Source organism: Nonomuraea mesophila (assembly GCF_004352805.1).
Classification (GTDB): Bacteria; Actinomycetota; Actinomycetes; order Streptosporangiales; family Streptosporangiaceae; genus Nonomuraea; species Nonomuraea longispora.
Map to the genome: position 1 here is coordinate 1 of NZ_SMLD01000050.1, position 19,589 is coordinate 19,589.

The following is a 19,589-nucleotide window of genomic DNA, read 5'->3' on the forward strand; positions in this document are numbered from 1 at the left end:
CCCCCGCGACCACTCCCGTGGTGCGCTGCGAACCCGAGCCCGGCGTGGCGGAGGTCACCGGCGAGCCGTGGCCCCAGCAGCGGCTGCGCTTCGATCGGGTGTGGCGGCTGACCAGGGGTGAAGGCGTGACGGTGGCCGTGGTCGACAGCGGCGTGGACGCCACGCACCCGCAGTTGTCCGGCGTGGTCGTCCGGCAGGAGGACCTCACCGGAACCGACCGACGCGACTGCGTCGGCCACGGCACGGCCGTCGCCGGGATCATCGCCGGCCGCGACCTCACCTCGCGCGGCGTGCCCGTGATGGGGGTCGCGCCGGACGCCAGGATCCTGTCGATCAAACAGACCGAGGGCCGCTCCGGCGACGTGTCGCGGCTGGCCAGGGCCATCAGGCGGGCCGCCGACCTCGGCGCGGACGTGATCAACGTGTCCGTGCAGGCCCAGGACCATCCGGCCCTGAAGTCGGCCGTGACGTACGCGCACGACAAGGACACGGTGATCGTGGCGGCGGCGGGCAACGTCAAACAGGACGACGGCGCGGTCGCGGCCGCGTACCCGGCGGAGTATCCCGGCGTGATCGCGGTCGGCTCGGCCTCGCCCGACGGCGCGAAGTCGGAGTTCTCCAACGGCGTCACCCGCATCTCGGTCACCGCACCGGGAGCCGGGATCACCAGCGCCTGGACCGGCGGCGGCTACCGTACGGAACTGGACGGCACCAGCTTCGCCGCCCCCTTCGTGTCCGGCGTGGTCGCGCTGATCAGAGCCAGGCATCCGGAGCTCGACCACTGGCAGATCAAGCGCAGGCTGGAGCGCACCGCCGAGGGCGGCGGCGCGGCGGGCACCGGAGCCGGCCTGGTCAACCCGCTGCTCGCGGTCACCTCGGTGATCCCCGCCACCGAGGAGAGAGAAGCCGCCGCCCCGCCGATCGTGCTGGCCAGAGCGCCGGTGCCGGACGCGCGGAAACAGGCCATCGCGGTCGCCATCGCCGCGGGCGCGGTCGGAGCCACCGCACTGGTGGTCTTCGTGGCGTTGATGCTGCCCAGGGCCCGTGGCAGGGGCTGGCGTGCGGGGAACGCACAGAGGCCCGCACGGGCGTCCGCACGGGAGACACGGTGACACTTACAGGAAAGTTGAAAGGGTGGATCGCCTCGTCCCGGCCCACTTACGTTGATCGGAAAGTACGGGAACCCGGTCGATTTCCGGGCCACGAGACCGAGAGGTGCACGTGCCAGAGCCCACACGGTATGAGACGGGCAGCCAGCACAGCGCCGCAGAACGCGCGCTGATCGCCCACCAGAACATCATGCAGATCCACAACCGGCTCACCCAGATCCCGGCGACGCTCGGCGCCGCGTGGCAGGGCCAGTCCGCCACCGTCTACTCGCAGGTGCTGAACGAGTGGAACCCGCAGTTCAAGAGGGTCATCGACGCGCTGCACACGATCGCGGAGAACCTGAAGGGCTCGGGCATCCAGTACGACGAGGCGAACACCAACGCGAGCGACGTCGCCGCACGGCTCAAGGCCGCGCTGAGCGCCGGCCAAGTCTGACGAACGGAGATTCACCATGAACGGTGGCGGAGAGATCATCCTCGCGAATTTCGACGAGATGGATGAGATCGCCACGGAGCTCGGCCGGGCCTACGCGAACCTGACCGGCGAACTCGCCGACCTGGAAAGCGACCTGAAGATCCTGGAGACCTGGGACGGCGCCGCCAAGGACGTCTACCTGACGGCCAAGAACGAGTGGAACAGCGCCGTGGTGGCCATGGGCGACACCATGCAGCGTTTCGGTCCCGCGCTGCACGACGCGACGCAGATCATGCGCGACGCCGAGCACGCCAACATGCGCCGCTGGGGCACCTGACCCACGGTGGACGAGCCGCTCATCGACCCGGCCACCGCGGGGGACGTGGTGAAGTGCGAGCCGGAGGCGCTCCTCGACGTGGCCGGCAAGCTGACCAGGGAACTACTGCCCCGGCTGGAGGCGGCCAGATACCAGGTGCCCGACCTGTCCCCGGCGGCTCCGGGCGACTGGGACATCGCCCAGGGGTACGCCGGCACGGTGGTCCGCGCCAGGATGGCCACCTGCGACTCGCTCGACTTCGTGCTGGAGCAGGTCCAGCGGGTCATCGACGACCTGGCGGCCACCGCCGGCACCATGCGGGACGCCGACCAGAGGGCCGCCGCTGCGCCGGGCAAGGAATAGAGGACAACGCGTGCCGGAACCGAAGCCGATCAGGAACGGCTGCCTCCAGGGCGGGAACGCCGACGGGTACGGCGGGCGCGAGGAGATCCGGCGGATGGTCATGGGGACCAGGCCGGAGGAGTTCGGGCCCGTCTCGGAGGCCTACAAGTCGGCCTCCGAACTGCTCACCACCACGATCGCGACCCTGGGCGACAGCGCGGCCCGCCTGGTGGCCGACGGCGCGTGGGGCGGGGAGTCGGCCAGGGCCATGCTCGCCCGGATGAAGCGCCTCCAGACCTACCTTCAGGCGCTGCGGGAGGGCGTGGACGCCGTCCCGCCCTCGCTGGAGAGGGTGAGCCGCGAGCTGACCTCGGCCAAGGAACGATTCGACCAGGCCACGGAACAGCGCACGTACTGGGTGGAGGCCAGTGGCATGGGAGCGGGACAGTCGATGCCGGCCAACGATCCCGACGCCGACGCGCGGGAGTTCATGACGAAGCTGAACGGCACCTACCACCAGGCGTACCAGGACATCCCGGAGCGGCTGCCCTGGGACGCGGAACTGGCGTCGCCCGCGCCGTACCTGCCGCCGTCCGAGCGGGCCGCGACGCCGCTGCGCGGCGGCCACGGGACCCCGCCGTACGACGGCACGGCTCCGGCCGCCACCGACCTGGCCGCGACGCCGGGCTCCCAGCCCGCGCCCGCCGGTTCGCCGCCGGGAGCCCTCGCCGGCGGGCCGGGACCAGGACCCGGACCAGGACCCGGATCAGGAACAGGCCCAGGACCAGGACCAGGAACAGGGCCGGGAGCAGGGCCCGGGTCGGGGAACCCGGGCGGCGGGCCGCCGACGGGGATCGCGGGCACGCCGCAGCCCGTTCCCTCCACGACAGCGACCGGGCCCGCCCCCGCGGCAGCGCGCCCTCCAGCAACGCCCCCGGCCGGCGTACCCGTGTCCGGCCCGCCCGCCACGACGCCCTCGTTCAGGCGCGACGGCGGGCCGTCCCCGTCCACGGGTCATGATCCGTCCGACTCCAGGGACCCGGCGCGTACCAGGAGCGTCGCGGCCGAGACCGGCCCCTCCGTGCGGCCGGGCACCGTGCCGGTCGTGGGCGCCTCTCCCTCCCCGGCCGTGACGCCCGCCGGCGCGCGGGAGCCGGGCGTGACGGCGAGCGGCGGAGTGCCGTTCATGCCCATGGGCGGAGCGGTCCCGCAGGACGGACGGGCGGGCCGCCGCTCGCTCGCGCCGAAGGGCGACGACGACTTCTTCCGGCCGGCGATCGACTCCGGCCCGCCGGTGGTGGGGTGAGGCCATGACCCAGAATTCGGTCGCGGCCCAGGTGGAGTCGATCCGCGAGATGGGCCGCAACATGGTCGCCGCGCCCATGCACGACCTGGAGGAGATGAGCCGGGCCATCGGGCGGGTGGAGCTCACCTCCGGAGCGTACGGCGCCTTCGGGTTGCTCGGCGGGTCGCTCGGGCAGGCCTTCGACGACGTCAAGGCGGCCGCGCGCACCTATCTGTCGGCCAAGCGCGACGAGGTGGCCGACATCCACGACAGGGCGTACGGCACGGCCAACGACTACACGGACGGCGACGCGAGCGCGGCGGGGCTGGCCGCAGGCATGCCGGCCGACCCGCGAACCCAGTCCCAGACCGGCATGCAGGCGTGAAAGAGAGGCTCCGTGCTTGAACAACCGGACTCGGTCATCGCGGGCACGGGTGCGGCGGTGTTCGGCTCGCAGCTCCTCGGCTGGAACCGCGCCCGCTACGCCACGCTGATCCTGCCCCTCATGTACGGCCTGCCCGCCCAGCAGCAGGCGGCGGCCGACGAGTGGGAGCGGCTGGCCGCGGCACTGGAGCGGCACCCCGACCGGGTGGACTCCGCCACCCGCGACGTCGAGTGGTCCGCCGCCAGCGCCGAGCTCTACAAGGACACCGTGCTGGCCTACTCCGACGACGCCGCGCAGAAGGTCGCCTCGCCGAGGGCGACGGCCGACACCCTGCGCGTCACCGCCAACGTGTACGACGTCCTCGGCAAGGCCGTCTTCGCCACCGGCACGGGCATCGCCCTGGCGGGATTGATGCACAGGTTCGCCGCCGCGAACCCGTTCACCAGGGTGGCCGCCGAGGTGGCCGCCACCGGGTTCGGCCGCAGGGCGGACCACCAGGCCGCGACGATCGCGGCCAGGGCGAGAACGTTCGCCGAGGGCGGCAAGGGCGTGCTCGGCAAGGCGGTGCAGATGATGGCGAAGACTCGGCCGCGCACGAAGGCGCTGCTGGGCGGCGGGTTCGCGCTGATGGCCGGGTGGGAAGCTCAGTCGGCGGTCGCGGGCCGGCTCAGCGACACCCGGCTGGAGAGCTCACCGCAGGCGACCACGGGCCTGCCCGGGTCCACGGGGAGCGCGGGGCTGACCGGATCCGGGACCGCGGACCAGGCCGGGCCCGGGGAGAGCGCGTGATGGCGGGGGAAAGGGTGACGGGGTGATGGCGACGTTCGAGGAGGAGGCCATCGACCGGCTGGTGGGCGAGGCACAGCGGCCCGCCGCCGAGATGGACGAGCTCTACCAGCAGGTGCTCGCCGTCACGGGCGTCGCGCGTGACCAGGCCAAGCTGGTCACGGTCGAGTGCTCCGCGCAGGGCGTCACCGGCCTGGACATCGACCCGCGCGCCATGCGGTGGGGCTCGCAGCGGCTCTCGGAGACGATCCTGACCCTGATCGCCGAGGCCCTGGCCGACATGCAGGCCAAGTCGGCCGAGCTGCTCCGCGACGTCCTGGGGGAGGGCCCGCTCGACCTGGCCGCCGAGGCCAACCCCGCCGATCTGCGCATGAGGGAGGCGCGGGAGGCGTACGAGGCCGCGATGGACCAGGCGACGGCAGAACTGGCCCGCATCCAGCGCGACCTCGGCCCCTGAGACCCGAAACCCCCGGAACCCTCGAAGTCCTTCACCCCAGGTAGGCGGTCTGGATGAGCTTCTCGCCCGACCGCCGGTCCACGTAGAGGCCGCGTCCCACCGGGAGCTTACGCGGCCGTACGTTGCCGAACAGCTGACCCTCGTCCCTCGGCCCCGACAGCAGCACGGTCGGGGAGTTCATCTCCTTCAGCCGCCGCACGACCGGGTCGAGCATGCTGCGCCCCGCACCGCCCATCGAGCGGGCCAGCACCAGGTGCAGGCCGATGTCCCTGGCCTGCGGCAGCAGGTCGCCGAGCACGGTGAGCGGGTTGGCGGAGGTGGCCACGAGGTCGTAGTCGTCCACGATCACGTACAGGTCCTGCCCGGTCCACCAGCTGCGCGTCCGCAGTTGTTCCGAGGTGAGGTCGGGCGGCGGCAGGCGCGTCTGCAGCACCTCCTGCACGCCCTGCAGCAGGGTGGCGGCGGCGGTGCTCGAGGCGGCGTAGCCGATGCGGTGCTCGGTGTCGGTGGCGTCGAGCAGCGTACGGCGGTAGTCGATGACGACGAAGCGCGCCTGCAGAGGCGTGTGCGTGTCCGCGATGCCGCCGGCGACCAGACGCAGCAGGTTGGTCTTGCCGGTCTCGGTGTCGCCGAACACGACGAAGTGCGGGTCGGCGTCGAAGTCCAGCGACACCGGCGCCAGGGCGGCCTCGTCGATGCCGATCGGCACGCGGGCCGGGTCCCCGGTGCCGCGCGGCAGCGTGTGCGCGGGCAGCAGGGCGGGCAGCAGGCGTACGGGCGGGGCCGGGTGGTCGTGCCAGGCCGCCGCGGCAGCCTCGACGAGGGCGGTCACGCCGTCGGGCAGGTCGTCCACGGTGGAACGGCCGTCGATGCGCGGCAGCGCGGCGAGGAAGTGCAGCGCCTCGCGGGTGAGCCCGCGTCCAGGAGCCCCCTCGGGCACGTTGGCCGCCGCCTTGCGGTCGATCTCGCTGTCGAACGTGTCGCCGAGCCGCAGCTCCAGCCGGGTGCCGAGCAGGTCGCGGACGGCCGAACGGAACTCCATCCACCGGTTGGCGGTGGCGACGAGGTGGATGCCGAAGCCGAGCCCGCGGGTGACGAGGTCGCCGAGGTCGGGTTCGAGCTGCTCGTACTCCTGGCGCACGATCGCCCAGCCGTCCACGACGAGGAACACGTCCCCCCAGCCGTCGCCCTCGTACGCGCCCGACGCGACCATCCTGCGGTAGGTGGCCATGGAGTCGATCCCGCGCTCCACGAACAGCCGCTCGCGGCGGTCGAGCAGCGTCTTCAGCTCGGCCACCGTCCTGCGCACCGCGTCGGCGTCGAGCCGGGTGGCGACGCCGCCGACGTGCGGCAGCCCGGACAACGACGACAGGGTGCCGCCGCCGAAGTCCAGGCAGTAGAACTGCACCTCCTTGGGGGTGTGCGTGAGCGCGAGCGAGGCGATCAGCGTGCGCAGCAGCGTGCTCTTGCCGGTCTGCGGCGCGCCGACGACGGCGACGTTGCCCCCCGCTCCCGACAGGTCCAGCCAGTACGGGTCCCGCCGCTGGTCGAACGGGCTGTCCACGATGCCGGCCACGGCGTGCAGCCGCCCCGGCCGCTCGCTCGCGACGCCCGCCGCGGTGAGGCCGTGCCCGGGGGTGGCCTCGATGGGCGGCAGCAGCCGGTCGAGCGAGGCGGGCTCCTTGAGCGGCGGCAGCCAGATGCGGTGTGCGGGGGGCCCCTGGCCGGTCAGCCGCCCGACCACGATGTCCAGCAGGCTGTCCTGTTTAGCCTGCTTCTCCTCCTCGTCCTCCCGCGGGGGCGCCTCGGTCACGGGCGGCAGGGGGACGCGCTCGGGGCCGTACCAGATGATCTTTCCGCGGTGGCCCGAGCGGGCCGGCGTCGCGCGGTTGCGCGCCGCGTCCGGCTGGTACGGCCCCGACACGTACGCGGCCTTGAACCGGGTCATGCCGGTGGTCTCGAACATCAGGTAGGCGTTGCCCGGCTCGGGCGGCAGCGAGTACGCGTCCGCCACCCCGAGCACGGCCCGGCTCTCGGCCGCCGAGAAGGTGCGCAGCCCGATCCGGTACGACAGGTGGGTGTCGAGCCCGCGCAGCCGCCCCGATTCGAGCCGCTGGGAGGCCAGCAGCAGGTGCACGCCGAGCGACCGGCCCAGCCGGCCGATCATCACGAACAGCTCGACGAACTCCGGTTTGGCCGTCAGCAGTTCGCTGAACTCGTCGAGCACGATGAACAGCGTCGGCAGCGGACGCAGGTCGGCGCCCTGCTCGCGGGCCTGCTCGTAGTCGCGCAGGGAGGCGTAGTTGCCGGCCGCGCGCAGCAGTTCCTGCCTGCGTACCATCTCGCCGTGGAGCGCGTCGTGCATGCGGTCCACCAGCGGCAGCTCGTCCTCCAGGTTGGTGATGACGGCGGAGACGTGCGGCAGCGTGTCGAGGCCGAGGAACGTGGCGCCGCCCTTGAAGTCGACGAGCACGAAGTTCAGCGTCTCGGACGAGTGCGTGACCGCCAGCGCCAGCACCAGCGTGCGCAGCAGTTCCGACTTGCCGGAGCCGGTCGCTCCGACCACCAGCCCGTGCGGCCCCATGCCGCCCTGGGCGGCCTCCTTGATGTCCAGCTCGACCGGCCGCCCGTCGGCGCCGAGCCCGATCGGGACCCGCAGCCGGTTCCTGGCCGGGCGGGGCTGCCAGGTGGAGGCGGGTGACAGGCGCCGCGCGTCGCCGATCCTGAGCAGGTCGGTGAGGGTCGTGTTCGTGGCGAACACGTCCTGCTGCTCCTCCTTGCCGCCGGTGCCCGACCGCATCGGCGCGAGCTGCCTGACCAGGGCGGCGAACGCGGGCCGCGCCATCCGGTCGGGCCGGCCGAGCCCCGTCCTCTGCTCCTTGCCGAGTTCGTCCTCGACGACCCTGACCACCTCGTCGGGACCGACCTCCAGGCGCAGGGTGAGCTGCGAGGGGGCCTGCGGAACCGTGCCGCCGAGCTCGACGACGGTGACGCCCTCGATGACGTCCAGGGCGAGCTGGCTGCCCGCGGGCACCGTGCCGCCGTCCACCACCACGACGTGGTACGGCAGCGCGTCCGGCGAGAGCCCCTTGCTGAACCGGGACCGGTCCTTCAGCTCGAAGCCCAGCAGGGTGTCCAGCTCGCCGAGGTCGCGTACGACCAGCCGCACCGGGCCCGCGCCGTCCTCCTCGGTCGGGTGCAGGGCGTGCGGCAGCCACTTCACCGGCTCCCATTCGGCGGCCCGTTCGCCGCCGGCGCACACCGAGATCCGCAGATCCTCCGGCGAGTGCAGCGCGGCCGCCTGCGCCAGCGCGGCCCGGACGAGGTCGCGCACGGCCGCGGGATCCCCGGTGACGGAGATCCTGGCGAACGAGTGCAGCGCCAGCGCGACGGGCAAGCCCGGCACGGTGGCGTGCGTGCGGACGAAGCGCCGCAGCGCCCCCGCCGTCATCGGGTCGAGGTCCTCGATCGGCTTGGTCTCCGGCGGGATCATCGGCAGCGCCAGCCGCTGTGCCGAGGTGGCGATCCTGATCTGGGCGAAGTCGTCGTCGCGCGGCCGCCGCTCCCACAGCCGGCTGGTCATCACCAGCGACCAGAGCGCGGCGGGGTCGGGATGGTTCCACGTCATGGCCCGGTGCTGCTGCGCCGCGGCGCGGCGGACCCGCTTCCTGACCTGTTCGAGGTAGCGGTAGTAGTCGCGGCGCTGGCCGTTGAGCTGGTTCTTGCGCTCGCCGGCGTTGCGCATCATCTGGCCCACGGTCATGCCGATCATGGAGACCGCGAACAGGCCGCTGGACACCATCATGATCGGGTTGCCGGTGCCGCCGCCGGTGACCATCAGCGCCATCGCCCCGGCTCCGGCGATCATGGGCAGGTACGTCAGCAGCTGCGTCAGCCCGCCGCCGGTCACGGTCTCGGGGATCTCCGGGGGCGACTCCAGCAGCACCTCGCCGGCGGGAGGCTCGGGCGGGGTGCGCCGCTCGGGCCTGCGGACCACGATCAGGCTGCCACTCATCAGGGCCCATAAAAGCCGCTGACATAGCGTTTTATGCGATATTTCAAAATTCCTCGATGTTTTTAGCGCGTCGCGCACGATGAGCAATCCATAAACTCGGCTGGATGAGTGCCACCGGAACCGACCTGTGCCGGGTCACCGTCGTGACCCCGCGCGGATTCCTGGATGTCGGCCTGCCGCCCGACATGCCGCTCGGCAACCTGCTGCCCACCCTCCTGCGCATCGCGGGGGAGGGGCTCGCGGAGGCGGGCCTGGCCCATGGCGGCTGGGTGCTCCAGCGGCTCGGCGGCCCGCCGTTCGACCTCAACGCCACGCTGTCCGAGCTGGCCGTGCGCGACGGCGAACTCCTGCACCTGCGCCCGCGCGGGCACGAGCTGCCCGAGGTCGTCTTCGACGACGTGGCCGACGCCGTGGCGACGGGCGTGCTGGAGCGCACCGGCCGCTGGGAACCCGCCACCACCAGGTCGTACGGCCTGCGCGCCGCCGCCGCCCTGCTCGGCGTGGGCGCCGCCGCGCTGCTCGCCACCGGCCCGCCCTGGACGCCCGCGGCCCTGGTCGCGGGCGTCGTCGCGCTGGTCCTGCTGCTGGTCGCGACGGCGCTGTCGAGGGCGCTCGGCGACGCGCGCTCGGGTGCGATCATCGGGTACGCCGCCCTGCCGTACGGGTTCGTCGCCGGGCTGCTCGGACCGGCCACGGACGGCGCCATCCTCCAGCCGGCCAACCTGCTGTCCGCCTGTGGCGTGGTGCTGATGCTGGCCACGGCGACCGGGTTCGCGGTCGCGGAGGGGCTGCCGGGTTTCCTCGGCGTGGCCGCCGCCGCATTCTGCGGGCTGCCGGCGTCGGGGCTGGTCATGGGCTTCGACCTGGCCGCGGCCGGAGTGGCGGCGGTGCTGGCCGCCCTCGCGGTGGGGCTGACGACGGTGATCCCGTCGCTGTCGTTCCGGCTGGCGGGCATGCCGCTGCCCGCGCTGCCGACGACGGCCGAGGAACTGCGGCGCGAGGGCGGCGACCTCGACGGCGAGCTGGTGATCGACAAGACGGTGGCCGCCGACCGCTTCTGCGCCGGGCTGCTGGGCGGGGCGGCGCTCGTCGTGCTCGCCGCCCAGGTGCTGCTCGTCCTCGACGGCGCCTGGGCCGCGACCGCGATGAGCGCGGCGTTGTCGTTGTCGATGCTCATGCGGGCCCGCGTGTTCGAGGGCCGTGGCCAGCGCGTCCGGCTGCTGACCACGGCTCTGGCGGGGGTGGTGCTGGCCGCCGCCGGGACCGTGCCCGTGGCGGCGGACGGGACGGTGCTCTACGGGATCGTCCCCGCGCTGGTGGTGCTCGCCCTGGGCGTGGCGGGCACGGCGTTGTGGCTGACGTCGGGGCGGCCGTCCCCGTTCTGGGGGCGGGTGGGCGACATCGCCGACATCCTGCTGATGATCGCGCTGATCCCGCTGGCGCTGGCCGTACTGGACCTGTACGAGACCATCCGCGGCCTGGTCGGCTAGCTCCTGTCCCTGACCACGTCATCCAGGCTCATGTCGCCGCCGGGCGTCCTGACCCGCCACTCGAAGGACCGGGCGGCGTCCGGCAGGGGCCTGCCCCGCTCGGGCTCGGCGAACGTGCCCGCCCTCGCCGTCCGGGCGGCCGCCTCGGTGAAGTCGACCGCCGCGCCCCCGTCCGGCCGCATGAAGGCGAGCTGCACGGCGGCCGAGCCGCCGATCCCGGCCGCGACGCCGCTCAGCACGTCCTTGGAGCCGAGCGAGCCGAGAAACCGCCCCAGCCGCTCGGTCGACGCGGCCAGCGCCGCGCTTGCCTGCGCGCCCGTCCTGCGCATCGCGATCCTCGCCGCCACCCTGGTCTGCGGGGCCAGCGCGAGCACCCGCAGCGCGGCCAGCCGCAGGTACGTCTCCTGCGCGATCTTGAATGCCGCTCCCCAGTAGACGGCGAAACCGTCGCCGACGCCGTCGACGTGCCCCGCCGCCCACTGCACGTTGGTGCGCAGGACGTCGAGGTGCGTCCGGAGCACGGCGGCCGCGTCGGCGAACGCCTTCTGGTCCTCGGCGATCCACCTCTGCCCCGACGCGTTGATCAGGCCGGTGAGCACGTTGTTGGCGCCCTTGTCGAGCCGGCCGCCCACGCCCGCCTGGAGGTTGGCGGCGGCCGTCCAGATGGCCGGCACGTTCGCCACTGCGGGGGCGGTGGCCGCCAGGCCGGCGAGCACGGACGGCTCCAGCCGCCCCGCCCTGCGCAGGATGTCCCGCACGGCTCCGGGGTCGGGCGGGAGCTTCGGCGAGGGGCGCAGCGGTGAGCCGTCCCTGGCCAGGCCGGCGACCCTGCGGGTCACGGCCGCCCCACCCGCCGTACGGCGAGGTCCTCGGCCGCGCGCCAGTTGTGCTCGGCGAAGCGCAGGTGCTCGCCCTCCCACGTCCTGACGACGCCGAGCGCCGCGTCGGTGTCACGGACGAACGCGTCGATGAGCGACCGGTAGAGCGCGCCCGCCGTCCACTCGCCCAGCGGCCCCCAGGCGGGGAAGTCGAGCGACCTGTTCTCCTCGAGGATCCGGCGGATCTCCGCGAAGAGCGGCAGCAGGTCCTCCCTGAGGTCGCGGCGGACCTCGCCGATCGCGTCGGGGGTGATGTAGCGGGTGTCCTGATCCACGATCATCATTGTGCGACGCCGCCGGGGGAGCGGCCGGGAACGTCATTCACCGGCCCGCTATTGTTCGCCTCTGCGATACCGTGCGGCTTCGCATCTTTTATCCCGATAAATTGGGTTTAGTAAGTACTAGTGGGAAGCAAGGGGCGTTAGTGCACAGCCAGCGCGACCTTTACCAGGCGTACCGCCTCACCATCCAGCGCATCGGGCTGGCTCTGCTGCGCGCCCAGCCCAACCAGCCCGAGTGGCCGCTGCGCCGGCAGAACATCGGGTTCCTGGCCGGGATCATGGTGGCGGTCCTGCTGTGCGTCGGCTTCGCCGTCTACGGCCTGCTGCGCCCCAGCGGCACGAAGTCGATCGAGGAGCCCGGCACGCTCGTCATCGAACGCGAGACGGGCGCCGGCTACGTCTACAGCCACGACCAGCGCAGGCTCATCCCCGTCGCCAACTACGCCTCAGCCCGCCTCGTGCTCGCCTCAGGGCAGATCAAGGAACGGGTCGTGGCGCGGGAGGCCCTGGCCGGGTACGAGCGCGGGGCGCCCATCGGCATCCCCGGCGCCCCCGACTCGCTGCCCACCCCCGAGCACCTGGCCAAGGGGCCCTGGGCGGTCTGCGTGCAGGAACGCGCTGAGCCGACCGGGCGCAAGCCGTACGTGACGCTGGTCGCCGGTCGCGGGGTCGGCGGCGAGCAGGTCGCGGACGGCGACGCGATCCTCGTCGACGTGGGCGGCCGGCAGTGGGCCATCTGGCGCGGCACCCGCATGCGCGTGGCGGGCGGCATCGCCCGCGGGCTCACCCCCACGACGCCCGCCCCGGTGCCGGTCGCCTGGCTCAACGCGCTGCCGGAGGGTCCCGACCTGGCCGCCCCCGACATCAGCGGCCGCGGCAGGCCGGTCACCGGCCCCGGGGGCAAGGCCGCCGCCGTGGGCCAGGTGTTCCGCGCCGCCGGCGTGGCCGGCGGCGAGCCCCGCTGGTACGTCATGCTGGGCGACGGGCTCGCCCCCGTCACCCAGGGCCAGGCCACGCTGCTGCTCAGCGACCCCGAGAGCAGGCAGGCCTACCGCGGCGGCGCCGTGATGGAGATCGCCATCGACGCGGCCACCGCCAACGCCGCCCCCCGCTCGCGGACCACGATCCCCGCCGACGGCCTGCCGCCCGTCATGCCGCGCATGACCGCCTACGACCCGGCCCGCCCGCTGTGCGCCGTCTACACCGACACGGGCACGGGATCCACCCGCGCCCGCCTCACCACCGGCGCCACGCTGCCGCAGGCGCACGGCGACGCCACCGACCTCGTACGCCTGCCGCCGGGCAAGGCCGTGCTGGCCGGCGTCCTGCCCGGCGACGGCCAGCTGAAGGCGGTCCGGTCCTACTACCTGGTCACCGCCGACGGACGCCGCTACGCCGTGCCGGGCGCAGACGTGCTGGGCAAGCTCGGCTACGACGCGAGCCAGGCCACGCCCGTCCCGGCGAACGTGCTCCAGCTCATCCCCGAGGGCCCCGTGCTCGACCCCGCGCGGGCGGCGAAACCCGCGTTCGAGCAGGCTCAGTAGCCGCGGTAGCCGCTGCCGGTCTTCATGCCGACCACGCCCGGCACGTTCGAGACCGAGCCGTAGCGGTCGATGGCGTAGCGCACGCCCGCGATGATGTTGTCGACCGGGTCGTAGATGTTGCCGTGTCCCGGCAGCTTGTGGGCGTCGAACGTCGGGTCGATGGTCTGCATCAGCCCTTTGGAGGGCGTGCCCTTCGCCGCGTTGGAGTCCCAGTTGTTGATGGCGTGCGGGTTCCCGCCCGACTCGTGCCTGATGATCATCCAGATGTCGTTCGCGTTCATCTTCTCCAGGGGGTAGCCGTGCGCCCTGAGAACGGCGATCGCCTGGTTGATCCAGCCGGCGACCTGGCCCTGAGGGGCGGGCCCGCCTCCGGGCGGCGGCGGGCCGCTGGGGCCGTACCCGCCGAAGCCGCCGGCACCGCCCACCGCGCCCGGCGACGAGGCCAGCGTGGTGGCGGGCGGCTTCCCCTCGGCGGGGGACCAGTCGAGCCTCCTGCCCGGGGCGGGCGCGAAGGACTGCGCGTCCGGCTCGGGCAGCTCCTTGGCGACGTCCGGGATCGTGCCGAGCGCGCTCCGGAGTTTGCCCGCCAGGTCGTCGAGCGTCTTGCCGGTGTCGGTGACCAGCTTCTGCAGCGCCGCGCGGGCCTCGCCGAGCGTCGGCCGCATGCTCTCGGTGACCTGCTGCTCGGTGGGCGGGGGAGTGCGCCCGCGCACTTCCCGTGCGGCGGCGGCGTACCCCTGGCAGGTCTCGAGCGCCAGCGTCTCCGCCGAGCCGAGTGTGCTCGCGGCGGCGTCGAGATGGCCCGCGCAGTCCCGCAGTGCCTGCTCGTAGCGCTCGCCGCAGCCCGCGAGGCGGCCCATGTAGCCGGTGAACGCGTCGGCGCCGGCCCCCTGCCAGGCCTCGTCCACGTCGGAGACCGCACCGCGCAGCGCGCCGGTGTGCTCCCTGGCGGTGCCCGCGGCGGTGCGCCAGGCAGTCGCCGCCGCGGTGATCGTCTCCGGCGTCCCGATCACCTTGGCCGCGAGGTCGGCCAGCTCGCCGCCGCCCGGCGCGGCTCTGACGTCGTCGAGAACGCTCACCGCCGGACCGCGGCGTCGTCGGCGGCGACGACCGTGCGCTCGACGGCGTCGAGAGTGCGCTCCACCGCCTCCAGACGGCCGCCCAGGGTCCTGGCCGCCTGCTCGGCGGCCCGGAGCAGGTCGCCCGCGGCCGTCGCCATCGCCGCCGACCCGGACACGTGGCCGAAGGCCGCCACGTCCGGCGCCTGGCCCGCCGGCCCCGCGAAGGCCCGTGACGCCGACCTGGCCGCGGTCGCGCAGGTCTCCAGCGCGCCGCGGTGAAAAGTGAGTCCCACGCTCACTCCCCTCTCTGTGCTCAGCGCCGGAAGAGCTCCAGCAACTCCTCCGCCCGGCGGGTGCGGGCGATCCACACCTCACGCCCGCGACGCTCCCGCGTGATCAACCGCCCGGCGCGCAGCCGGTCGCAGTGGTACGTGAGACCGCTCGGGGCGATCTTCATGTCCGCGGCCAGCATGGACATGGTCATGGGCTGGTCGAGGGCGCAGAGCAGGTCGGCCCTGATGGGGCCGACGAGCGCGGACAGCTCGTCCACCGAGGGCCTGACCGGTTTGCGCCACAACGAGTCGGCGCCCCGTACCGGATAGGCGATCCACACCGCCTCCGGGTCGTCCAGGCTGACGATCACGGAGTCCTTGCCCGCCAGCGTCGGCACCAGGACGATCCTGCGCTCGCCCAGCTCGAACCCGCCGGCTTCGAGGTCGGAGATGAGCAGGCCGCGCTCGGTGCTGACGATGCGGTCACTGAGCGAGCCGAACAGCAGTTCGGGGCCGCCGCGCACGGTCGCCACGCCGACGCGCTCGATCTCCCTTTCCAGCAGCGGGCGGGCCCGCTTCCACAGGGGCTCCGTGGTGTTCCAGACGTCGGCCAGGGCGCCGGCGTAACCACGCAGCCAGTGGCGCGGCCGTTCGGCGGCCGCGCGCCAGTGCGCGGGCGGCGTCCCCGGCCCGAACGTCTGCTCCAGGTCCTTGATCAGGGCGTCCGGCGGGGTGTCCTGGAGCGCGCTGATCTGACTCTGCACGGTGACGTCCGCGTCGATCGGGGATCTCGCCACGAGACTGTCGGGCGCGACCGTGCGACCGGGCACGGCCAGCGGTCGCACGGCCTCGTGCCCGTGCGGGCCGACGCGCGCGCTGATCGCCCTGCGCCAGAGCTCGGGCAGGCCGCGGCGACGGCCCGCGAGGGCGTCGGCGATCATGGCGAGCACGGTCAGGTGGGGGGAGATGGAGATGGAGATCTGCGGCGTGGAGGTGAAACGCAGTTCGCACCACGCCTCGGAACTCCTGACGCGAGTTCCCATGGGCCGGACTGTAGGCAGCGCTGTCATCACTAAAGCAGTGCTTCGCGAAGCTCTAGGTGATGCGGACACTCCGGACGGGTGTACGGTGGTCCGTCTGCTTTGAGGTCAACTGCATGACATGTCCTCTGTGTGGTGTCGTGTCGTCGAAGTCGTCAACGTACGCACCACCGCTAACTTCTCGCTTAAAAAGTGCCGTGCACCCCATCCGACCAGCGGTGAACCCCCGAGCCTGGCCCTGTGACCGCGGCCCCGTCAGCGCGGAGCCGTGTGGATCGCCTCGCGGCGGAAGTCGCGGGGCGAGACGCCGTATGCGCGGCGGAAGGCCCGGCTGAAGTCGGCGGCGTGCGAGAAACCCCACTTGGCCGCGATGCTGTGGATCGGCACCGCGCGCAGGGCGGGGTCGGCCAGGTCGCGCCGGGCGCGGTCGAGCCGCTGCGCCCTGATGTAGCCGCCGACCGTGAGGTCCTGATCCTGGAAGAGCCGGTGCAGGTAGCTGGTGGAGATGTGGTGCTGCACCGCGAGCGCGCGAGGGCTCAGTTCGGGGTCGCTCAGATGCTCCTGCACGAACGCCTGCACGCGCAGGATGAGCGCGTCACGGTTGGACGCCGGGACGGTGGGGCTGGTCTCGATGGCGTGCGCGAACAGCGCGGAGACCAGGTCGAGCACCACCATGCCGAGCCGCGGGCCGTCGGCCGGCCGGTAGGAGCCGGGGTTGTCCGCCAGCCCGGTGACGACGCTCGACAGTAGGGCGCCGATCCCGCGGGTGGCCGGCATGGTGTTGCCCAGCATCGCCTCCACCTGGTGCGCGGGCAGGGAGACCAGCGACCGGGGCACGTCGACCAGGGCGGCCTGGAACCTCAGCCCCCGCTTCGGCGCCCGGAAACGCGCGGCCAGCACCTGCGTCATGTCGTGCACCAGCAGGTCGCCGACGCCCGATGTCGCGTGGCCCCGGGCCCAGATGACCTGCAGCGATCCGGACAGCGGGACCAGCAACTGGCAGGTCTCCTCCAGCCGGGGGTCCATGGGATGCTCGGCCGCCCGCCACAGGCGCAGCGGCTCGAAACTCCTGCGCGACACGGTCACGGCCCCGAACTGCGCGGTGGTGTCGCGTACGTCGAGAACCGGCGCGGGCTGAGGGAGGCCGTCTTCGACGCGATGGTTGTCGTATGGCTCGGCCAACGGCATACCGGCAAGCCTATGTCGATCAGGCGCGTCGCGAGCGGGCCCGCACGCGAGTGGCCGCCGGCGCGGGTACCGCACCCGGGCGGGGAGGGCATCTTTGCACCGAGGCTCAAAGATCGACGCCCGCGAGTTGCATTTCCCACCCGGACGCGGAGGGACGGCGCTGGCCTGTACGGCCGCCCGATGGAAGGCTTCCCCGCAACCGCCCCGGTCCGCCTGCGAACGGGGGGCCGGGGCGGATCCTCCGCAACGTAGTGAAAGGAGTGCTGCAGATGACCTACGACGCCGGCCGCGTCGCGGCCAAGCGGATCAACGACCACGTGGAGGTGGTCCACGTCGACCACCCCGACACGGTGCTGGAAGTGCCCCGCCGCGACTGGGCGGCCTTCACCGCGGCCGTCAAGTCGGGTGCGTTCGACCTCGAGACCCTCGAGCGGGCGCGGGAAGAGAACGTGGCCTGACGCGGCACCACCGGCGCCCGCCCGCCCCGCCGGCGAGCGGGCGCCTTCCCGGCGCCGTCTTCGGCGGGACGCTCAGGGCAGGCGCAGTTCGGCGAAGACGCCACGGTGGTCGGTGTTCGGCACGTCGAAGATCTCCACGCGGCGCACGCTCACCCGCCGGTCGGCCAGGATGTGGTCGATCGAGATGATGGGCGGGACCTTCCTGAAGTTCGGCCAGGTCGGCACCAGGCCCATGCCCACCTGGTCGGCGGCGTCCACGTAGCCGCGGCCGAGCAGGTCGCGCATGGCGCGGTGGTCGAGGCTGGCGTTGAAGTCGCCCGCGAGCACCCGGATCGTCGACGAGGTGGTGGCCGCGGGCAGGGCACGCAGTGCGGCGTTCCATTCCTCGGTCTTGCGGCCGAGCGGCGGGTTGGGATGCACCGCCACGAACTCGACCGTGCCCCCGCCCGGCAGCGTCACGGTGGCGGCCGGCATGTTGTGCCCGATCGGCGTGAACAACCCCGTCAGCTCCTTGACCGGATGTTTGGAGAAGATGCCGCTGCCGGTGGCGCCGAAGGAGGGCTGCAGCACCCGGTGCGGCAGGAGCCGCCCCAGCCCGGCCGCGTCCAGCCTCTCCACCTCGGCGTGACTGAGCTCCAGGGCGCTGAACACCTCCACGTCGTGCTCGCGCACCAGGTCGACCACGGTCTCGGCGTCGGCCCTGGCGAACAGATTGATCGTCAGCACCCGCAACGGGGTGCCCCGCGCCGCCGGCTGCTCCGCGGCCACCGCGCGCGGCGCCACGACGGAGACCATCACCGCGCACACCACGGCCGCGGCGAGCGCGGCCGGGCGGTTGCGCCTCAGCAGCGACAACACCGCGGTCAGCGCCGCGATCCCCGCCCCGATGGGCGTCACGGTCATCAGCTGCGTCAGGAACGATCCCTGCTCCAGGCCGCCCGCGCGGATGACGGCCCAGACGGCGAGCAGCGTGACGACCGTCCAGGACAACCACCGCCTGCGGCGTCTTCCCCGAACCGGCGCGGGAGCGCCCGTCGTGACCTCCCCGGCGCCGACCGCCGCGCTCACTGCGCCGTCCTGTCCCGAAACCGCTTCACATGTTGAATCTTAAATGGCTATGGAACGGATCAAGCAGACGCGTTGCCATCGATCGATCGATGTTCCGGTCTGTGCCCCCTCGGCGCCGTGCCCGCCGGTGTGTCACGCCGCGTCGAGCCCGTCACCGTACGAGGCTCGACCCGTTCACGCGGTGACCACGTCCGCGATGATCACCGTGGCGTCGCCCTCGGGTTCGAGGGCGGCCATCTCGTCGTACAGGCGGTCCAGACAGGCCGCGGGCGAGGACCGGCTCGCGAGCAGCGCTTCGAGCCGGTCCGTGCCGAGGGCGCGGGTGACGCCTCCCGTGACGATGGCCACGCGGTCGCCGGAGCGCAGGGGCAGCGTGCCGATCTCCGGGGCGAGCGCCGCCGGCAGGCCGAGCCCGCGCGTCATGGCGCCGCTGTCGCAGACGTGCGCCGTCGTGATCGGCCGCGGCTCCGCACCCTTCGCGCAGTGCCAGATGGCGCCGTCGCCGATGTGGGCGTAACGCAGGCGGGAATGCTCGTCCTGGTCGAGCACGACCAGGTCCAGCGAGCTGGCCACGCCGTGCCCGTCACGCTCGGACGAGCCCGGCCCTGCCGGGGCGCACTCGACTGCGGCGCGTACCGCGCGATGCGCCGCCTCGGTGCACTCGCCGAGGTCCGCCTCCCGCGCCCCCGCGTGCTGCGGGCGGGCGGCCACCACCGCGGCCAGGGCCAGGGCGGCAGCGGTGTGGGCGAGGTCCGCGTTTCCCGTTCCACCTGCGCCGCCCTCGCCGCTCGTGCTCTGCGCGCCGCCGGGGGCGGGGGCGCCGTGGGCCGCCGCGATGAGGCGTTCCTGGATGACGTACGCGTCCGACGACTGTCCGCGCGTGCCGTCGTACGTGCCGCCCGCCGCCACCAGTCTCGGGCGGGCCACCGGCGCGCCGGTCTGCCAGCTCTCCCTGCGGCCGCGGACCGTCATGACGGACAGGCAGCCCACCAGGATGGGGATCACCACGAAGGTCATCAGGTTTGCCTCTCTTCCGTGTTCCCAGCGGCCCGGGCATCAGTACAACGCGTGTACAAGGAGACACGACTGACGGCTGTTCGGACGTCGTGGCGGATGACGGCCGATCAGCCGTCATGCCGCAGGAGGAACAGCGGATCAGGGTCAGGGAGGGCGGTGATCGACCGCCGCCGAGCCGGCCC

Annotated in this window: 20 protein-coding genes; 11 read left to right on the plus strand and 9 right to left on the minus strand. The window is 73.1% G+C overall.

The genetic code is table 11. The features are described 5' to 3' along the window. From mycP to E1295_RS20155, 8 genes are all read left to right on the plus strand, one after another. A partial coding sequence (gene mycP, locus E1295_RS20115; RefSeq protein WP_132631870.1) for a type VII secretion-associated serine protease mycosin occupies positions 1-1,112 on the plus strand: 1,112 nt, incomplete at its 5' end. Positions 1,113-1,221: 109 nt separating this feature from the next. Further along, entirely contained in the window at positions 1,222-1,545 is a 324-nt protein-coding gene (locus E1295_RS20120) for a WXG100 family type VII secretion target (protein WP_132631871.1), read from the plus strand. 16 nt (positions 1,546-1,561) lie between these two features. Then, entirely contained in the window at positions 1,562-1,861 is a 300-nt protein-coding gene (locus E1295_RS20125; RefSeq protein WP_132631872.1) for a WXG100 family type VII secretion target, read from the plus strand. A 6-nt stretch (positions 1,862-1,867) separates the two neighbouring features. Beyond that, complete coding sequence (locus E1295_RS20130; RefSeq protein WP_132631873.1) at positions 1,868-2,203, plus strand: hypothetical protein; 336 nt, start codon at positions 1,868-1,870, stop codon at positions 2,201-2,203. A gap of 10 nt (positions 2,204-2,213) precedes the next feature. Further along, positions 2,214-3,488 (plus strand): WXG100 family type VII secretion target, encoded by a 1,275-nt coding sequence (locus E1295_RS48800; RefSeq protein ID WP_166427316.1) that lies wholly within the window; start codon positions 2,214-2,216, stop codon positions 3,486-3,488. Between the two features lie 4 nt (positions 3,489-3,492). Further along, positions 3,493-3,852 carry a hypothetical protein gene (locus E1295_RS20145; RefSeq protein WP_132631876.1) on the plus strand — a complete coding sequence of 120 codons (360 nt, stop codon included), beginning with the start codon at positions 3,493-3,495 and terminating at the stop codon, positions 3,850-3,852. Between the two features lie 12 nt (positions 3,853-3,864). Then, complete coding sequence (locus tag E1295_RS20150) at positions 3,865-4,641, plus strand: hypothetical protein (RefSeq protein ID WP_132631877.1); 777 nt, start codon at positions 3,865-3,867, stop codon at positions 4,639-4,641. A gap of 25 nt (positions 4,642-4,666) precedes the next feature. Next, positions 4,667-5,095, plus strand: coding sequence for a YbaB/EbfC family nucleoid-associated protein (locus tag E1295_RS20155; protein ID WP_132631878.1), 429 nt, complete (start codon positions 4,667-4,669; stop codon positions 5,093-5,095). A 31-nt stretch (positions 5,096-5,126) separates the two neighbouring features. Here the strand turns inward: E1295_RS20155 and eccCa are convergent, their stop codons facing one another. After that, positions 5,127-9,110 carry a type VII secretion protein EccCa gene (gene eccCa, locus E1295_RS20160; protein WP_132631879.1) on the minus strand — a complete coding sequence of 1,328 codons (3,984 nt, stop codon included), beginning with the start codon at positions 9,108-9,110 and terminating at the stop codon, positions 5,127-5,129. A gap of 104 nt (positions 9,111-9,214) precedes the next feature. Here eccCa and eccD point away from each other — a divergent pair, with 104 nt between their 5' ends. Then, positions 9,215-10,600: a type VII secretion integral membrane protein EccD gene (gene eccD, locus E1295_RS20165; protein WP_132631880.1), complete on the plus strand. Its 1,386-nt coding sequence runs from the start codon at positions 9,215-9,217 to the stop codon at positions 10,598-10,600. On the opposite strand, the gene E1295_RS20170 is transcribed toward eccD, so the two are convergent. Both E1295_RS20170 and E1295_RS20175 read right to left on the minus strand, forming a co-directional pair. Then, positions 10,597-11,439, minus strand: a complete 843-nt coding sequence (locus tag E1295_RS20170) for a hypothetical protein (protein WP_132631881.1) — start codon at positions 11,437-11,439, stop codon at positions 10,597-10,599. The genes eccD and E1295_RS20170 overlap by 4 nt on opposite strands. Further along, positions 11,436-11,753: a hypothetical protein gene (locus tag E1295_RS20175; protein WP_132631882.1), complete on the minus strand. Its 318-nt coding sequence runs from the start codon at positions 11,751-11,753 to the stop codon at positions 11,436-11,438. The genes E1295_RS20170 and E1295_RS20175 overlap by 4 nt, the downstream gene beginning before the upstream one ends. Positions 11,754-11,902: 149 nt before the next feature. Between E1295_RS20175 and eccB the strand changes: the two genes are divergently transcribed. Then, a complete protein-coding gene (eccB, locus tag E1295_RS20180) occupies positions 11,903-13,303 on the plus strand; it encodes a type VII secretion protein EccB (RefSeq protein WP_132631883.1) in 1,401 nt (466 codons plus the stop codon). Here the strand turns inward: eccB and E1295_RS20185 are convergent. The 4 genes from E1295_RS20185 to E1295_RS20195 form a co-directional block, all read right to left on the minus strand. Then, entirely contained in the window at positions 13,297-14,382 is a 1,086-nt protein-coding gene (locus tag E1295_RS20185; RefSeq protein WP_220448805.1) for a transglycosylase SLT domain-containing protein, read from the minus strand. The genes eccB and E1295_RS20185 overlap by 7 nt on opposite strands. Then, positions 14,379-14,657: a hypothetical protein gene (locus E1295_RS48805; RefSeq protein WP_166427317.1), complete on the minus strand. Its 279-nt coding sequence runs from the start codon at positions 14,655-14,657 to the stop codon at positions 14,379-14,381. Before E1295_RS48805 ends, E1295_RS20185 begins: the two co-directional genes overlap by 4 nt. Before the next feature lie 20 nt (positions 14,658-14,677). Then, a complete protein-coding gene (locus E1295_RS20190; protein ID WP_132631884.1) occupies positions 14,678-15,679 on the minus strand; it encodes an ArsR/SmtB family transcription factor in 1,002 nt (333 codons plus the stop codon). Positions 15,680-15,931: 252 nt separating this feature from the next. Further along, positions 15,932-16,864 carry a helix-turn-helix domain-containing protein gene (locus E1295_RS20195; protein WP_132631885.1) on the minus strand — a complete coding sequence of 311 codons (933 nt, stop codon included), beginning with the start codon at positions 16,862-16,864 and terminating at the stop codon, positions 15,932-15,934. 269 nt (positions 16,865-17,133) lie between these two features. Between E1295_RS20195 and E1295_RS20200 the strand changes: the two genes are divergently transcribed. After that, positions 17,134-17,322 (plus strand): hypothetical protein, encoded by a 189-nt coding sequence (locus E1295_RS20200; protein ID WP_132631886.1) that lies wholly within the window; start codon positions 17,134-17,136, stop codon positions 17,320-17,322. A gap of 72 nt (positions 17,323-17,394) precedes the next feature. On the opposite strand, the gene E1295_RS20205 is transcribed toward E1295_RS20200, so the two are convergent. Next, positions 17,395-18,390, minus strand: coding sequence for an endonuclease/exonuclease/phosphatase family protein (locus E1295_RS20205; protein ID WP_132631887.1), 996 nt, complete (start codon positions 18,388-18,390; stop codon positions 17,395-17,397). Positions 18,391-18,564: 174 nt separating this feature from the next. After that, positions 18,565-19,407: a SpoIIE family protein phosphatase gene (locus tag E1295_RS20210; RefSeq protein ID WP_132631888.1), complete on the minus strand. Its 843-nt coding sequence runs from the start codon at positions 19,405-19,407 to the stop codon at positions 18,565-18,567. Positions 19,408-19,589 lie beyond the last annotated feature (182 nt).

Excerpts from the sequence above, each read along its gene's own strand:
- E1295_RS20145 (WP_132631876.1), top strand. The coding sequence starts at position 3,493 with ATGACCCAGAATTCGGTCGCGGCCCAGGTGGAGTCGATCCGCGAGATG.
- E1295_RS20155 (WP_132631878.1), top strand. The coding sequence starts at position 4,667 with ATGGCGACGTTCGAGGAGGAGGCCATCGACCGGCTGGTGGGCGAGGCA.
- E1295_RS20190 (WP_132631884.1), bottom strand. The coding sequence starts at position 15,679 with ATGGGAACTCGCGTCAGGAGTTCCGAGGCGTGGTGCGAACTGCGTTTC.
- E1295_RS20125 (WP_132631872.1), top strand. The coding sequence starts at position 1,562 with ATGAACGGTGGCGGAGAGATCATCCTCGCGAATTTCGACGAGATGGAT.
- E1295_RS20210 (WP_132631888.1), bottom strand. The coding sequence starts at position 19,407 with ATGACCTTCGTGGTGATCCCCATCCTGGTGGGCTGCCTGTCCGTCATG.
- E1295_RS20200 (WP_132631886.1), top strand. The coding sequence starts at position 17,134 with ATGACCTACGACGCCGGCCGCGTCGCGGCCAAGCGGATCAACGACCAC.
- eccCa (WP_132631879.1), bottom strand. The coding sequence starts at position 9,110 with ATGAGTGGCAGCCTGATCGTGGTCCGCAGGCCCGAGCGGCGCACCCCG.
- E1295_RS20195 (WP_132631885.1), bottom strand. The coding sequence starts at position 16,864 with ATGCCGTTGGCCGAGCCATACGACAACCATCGCGTCGAAGACGGCCTC.
- eccD (WP_132631880.1), top strand. The coding sequence starts at position 9,215 with ATGAGTGCCACCGGAACCGACCTGTGCCGGGTCACCGTCGTGACCCCG.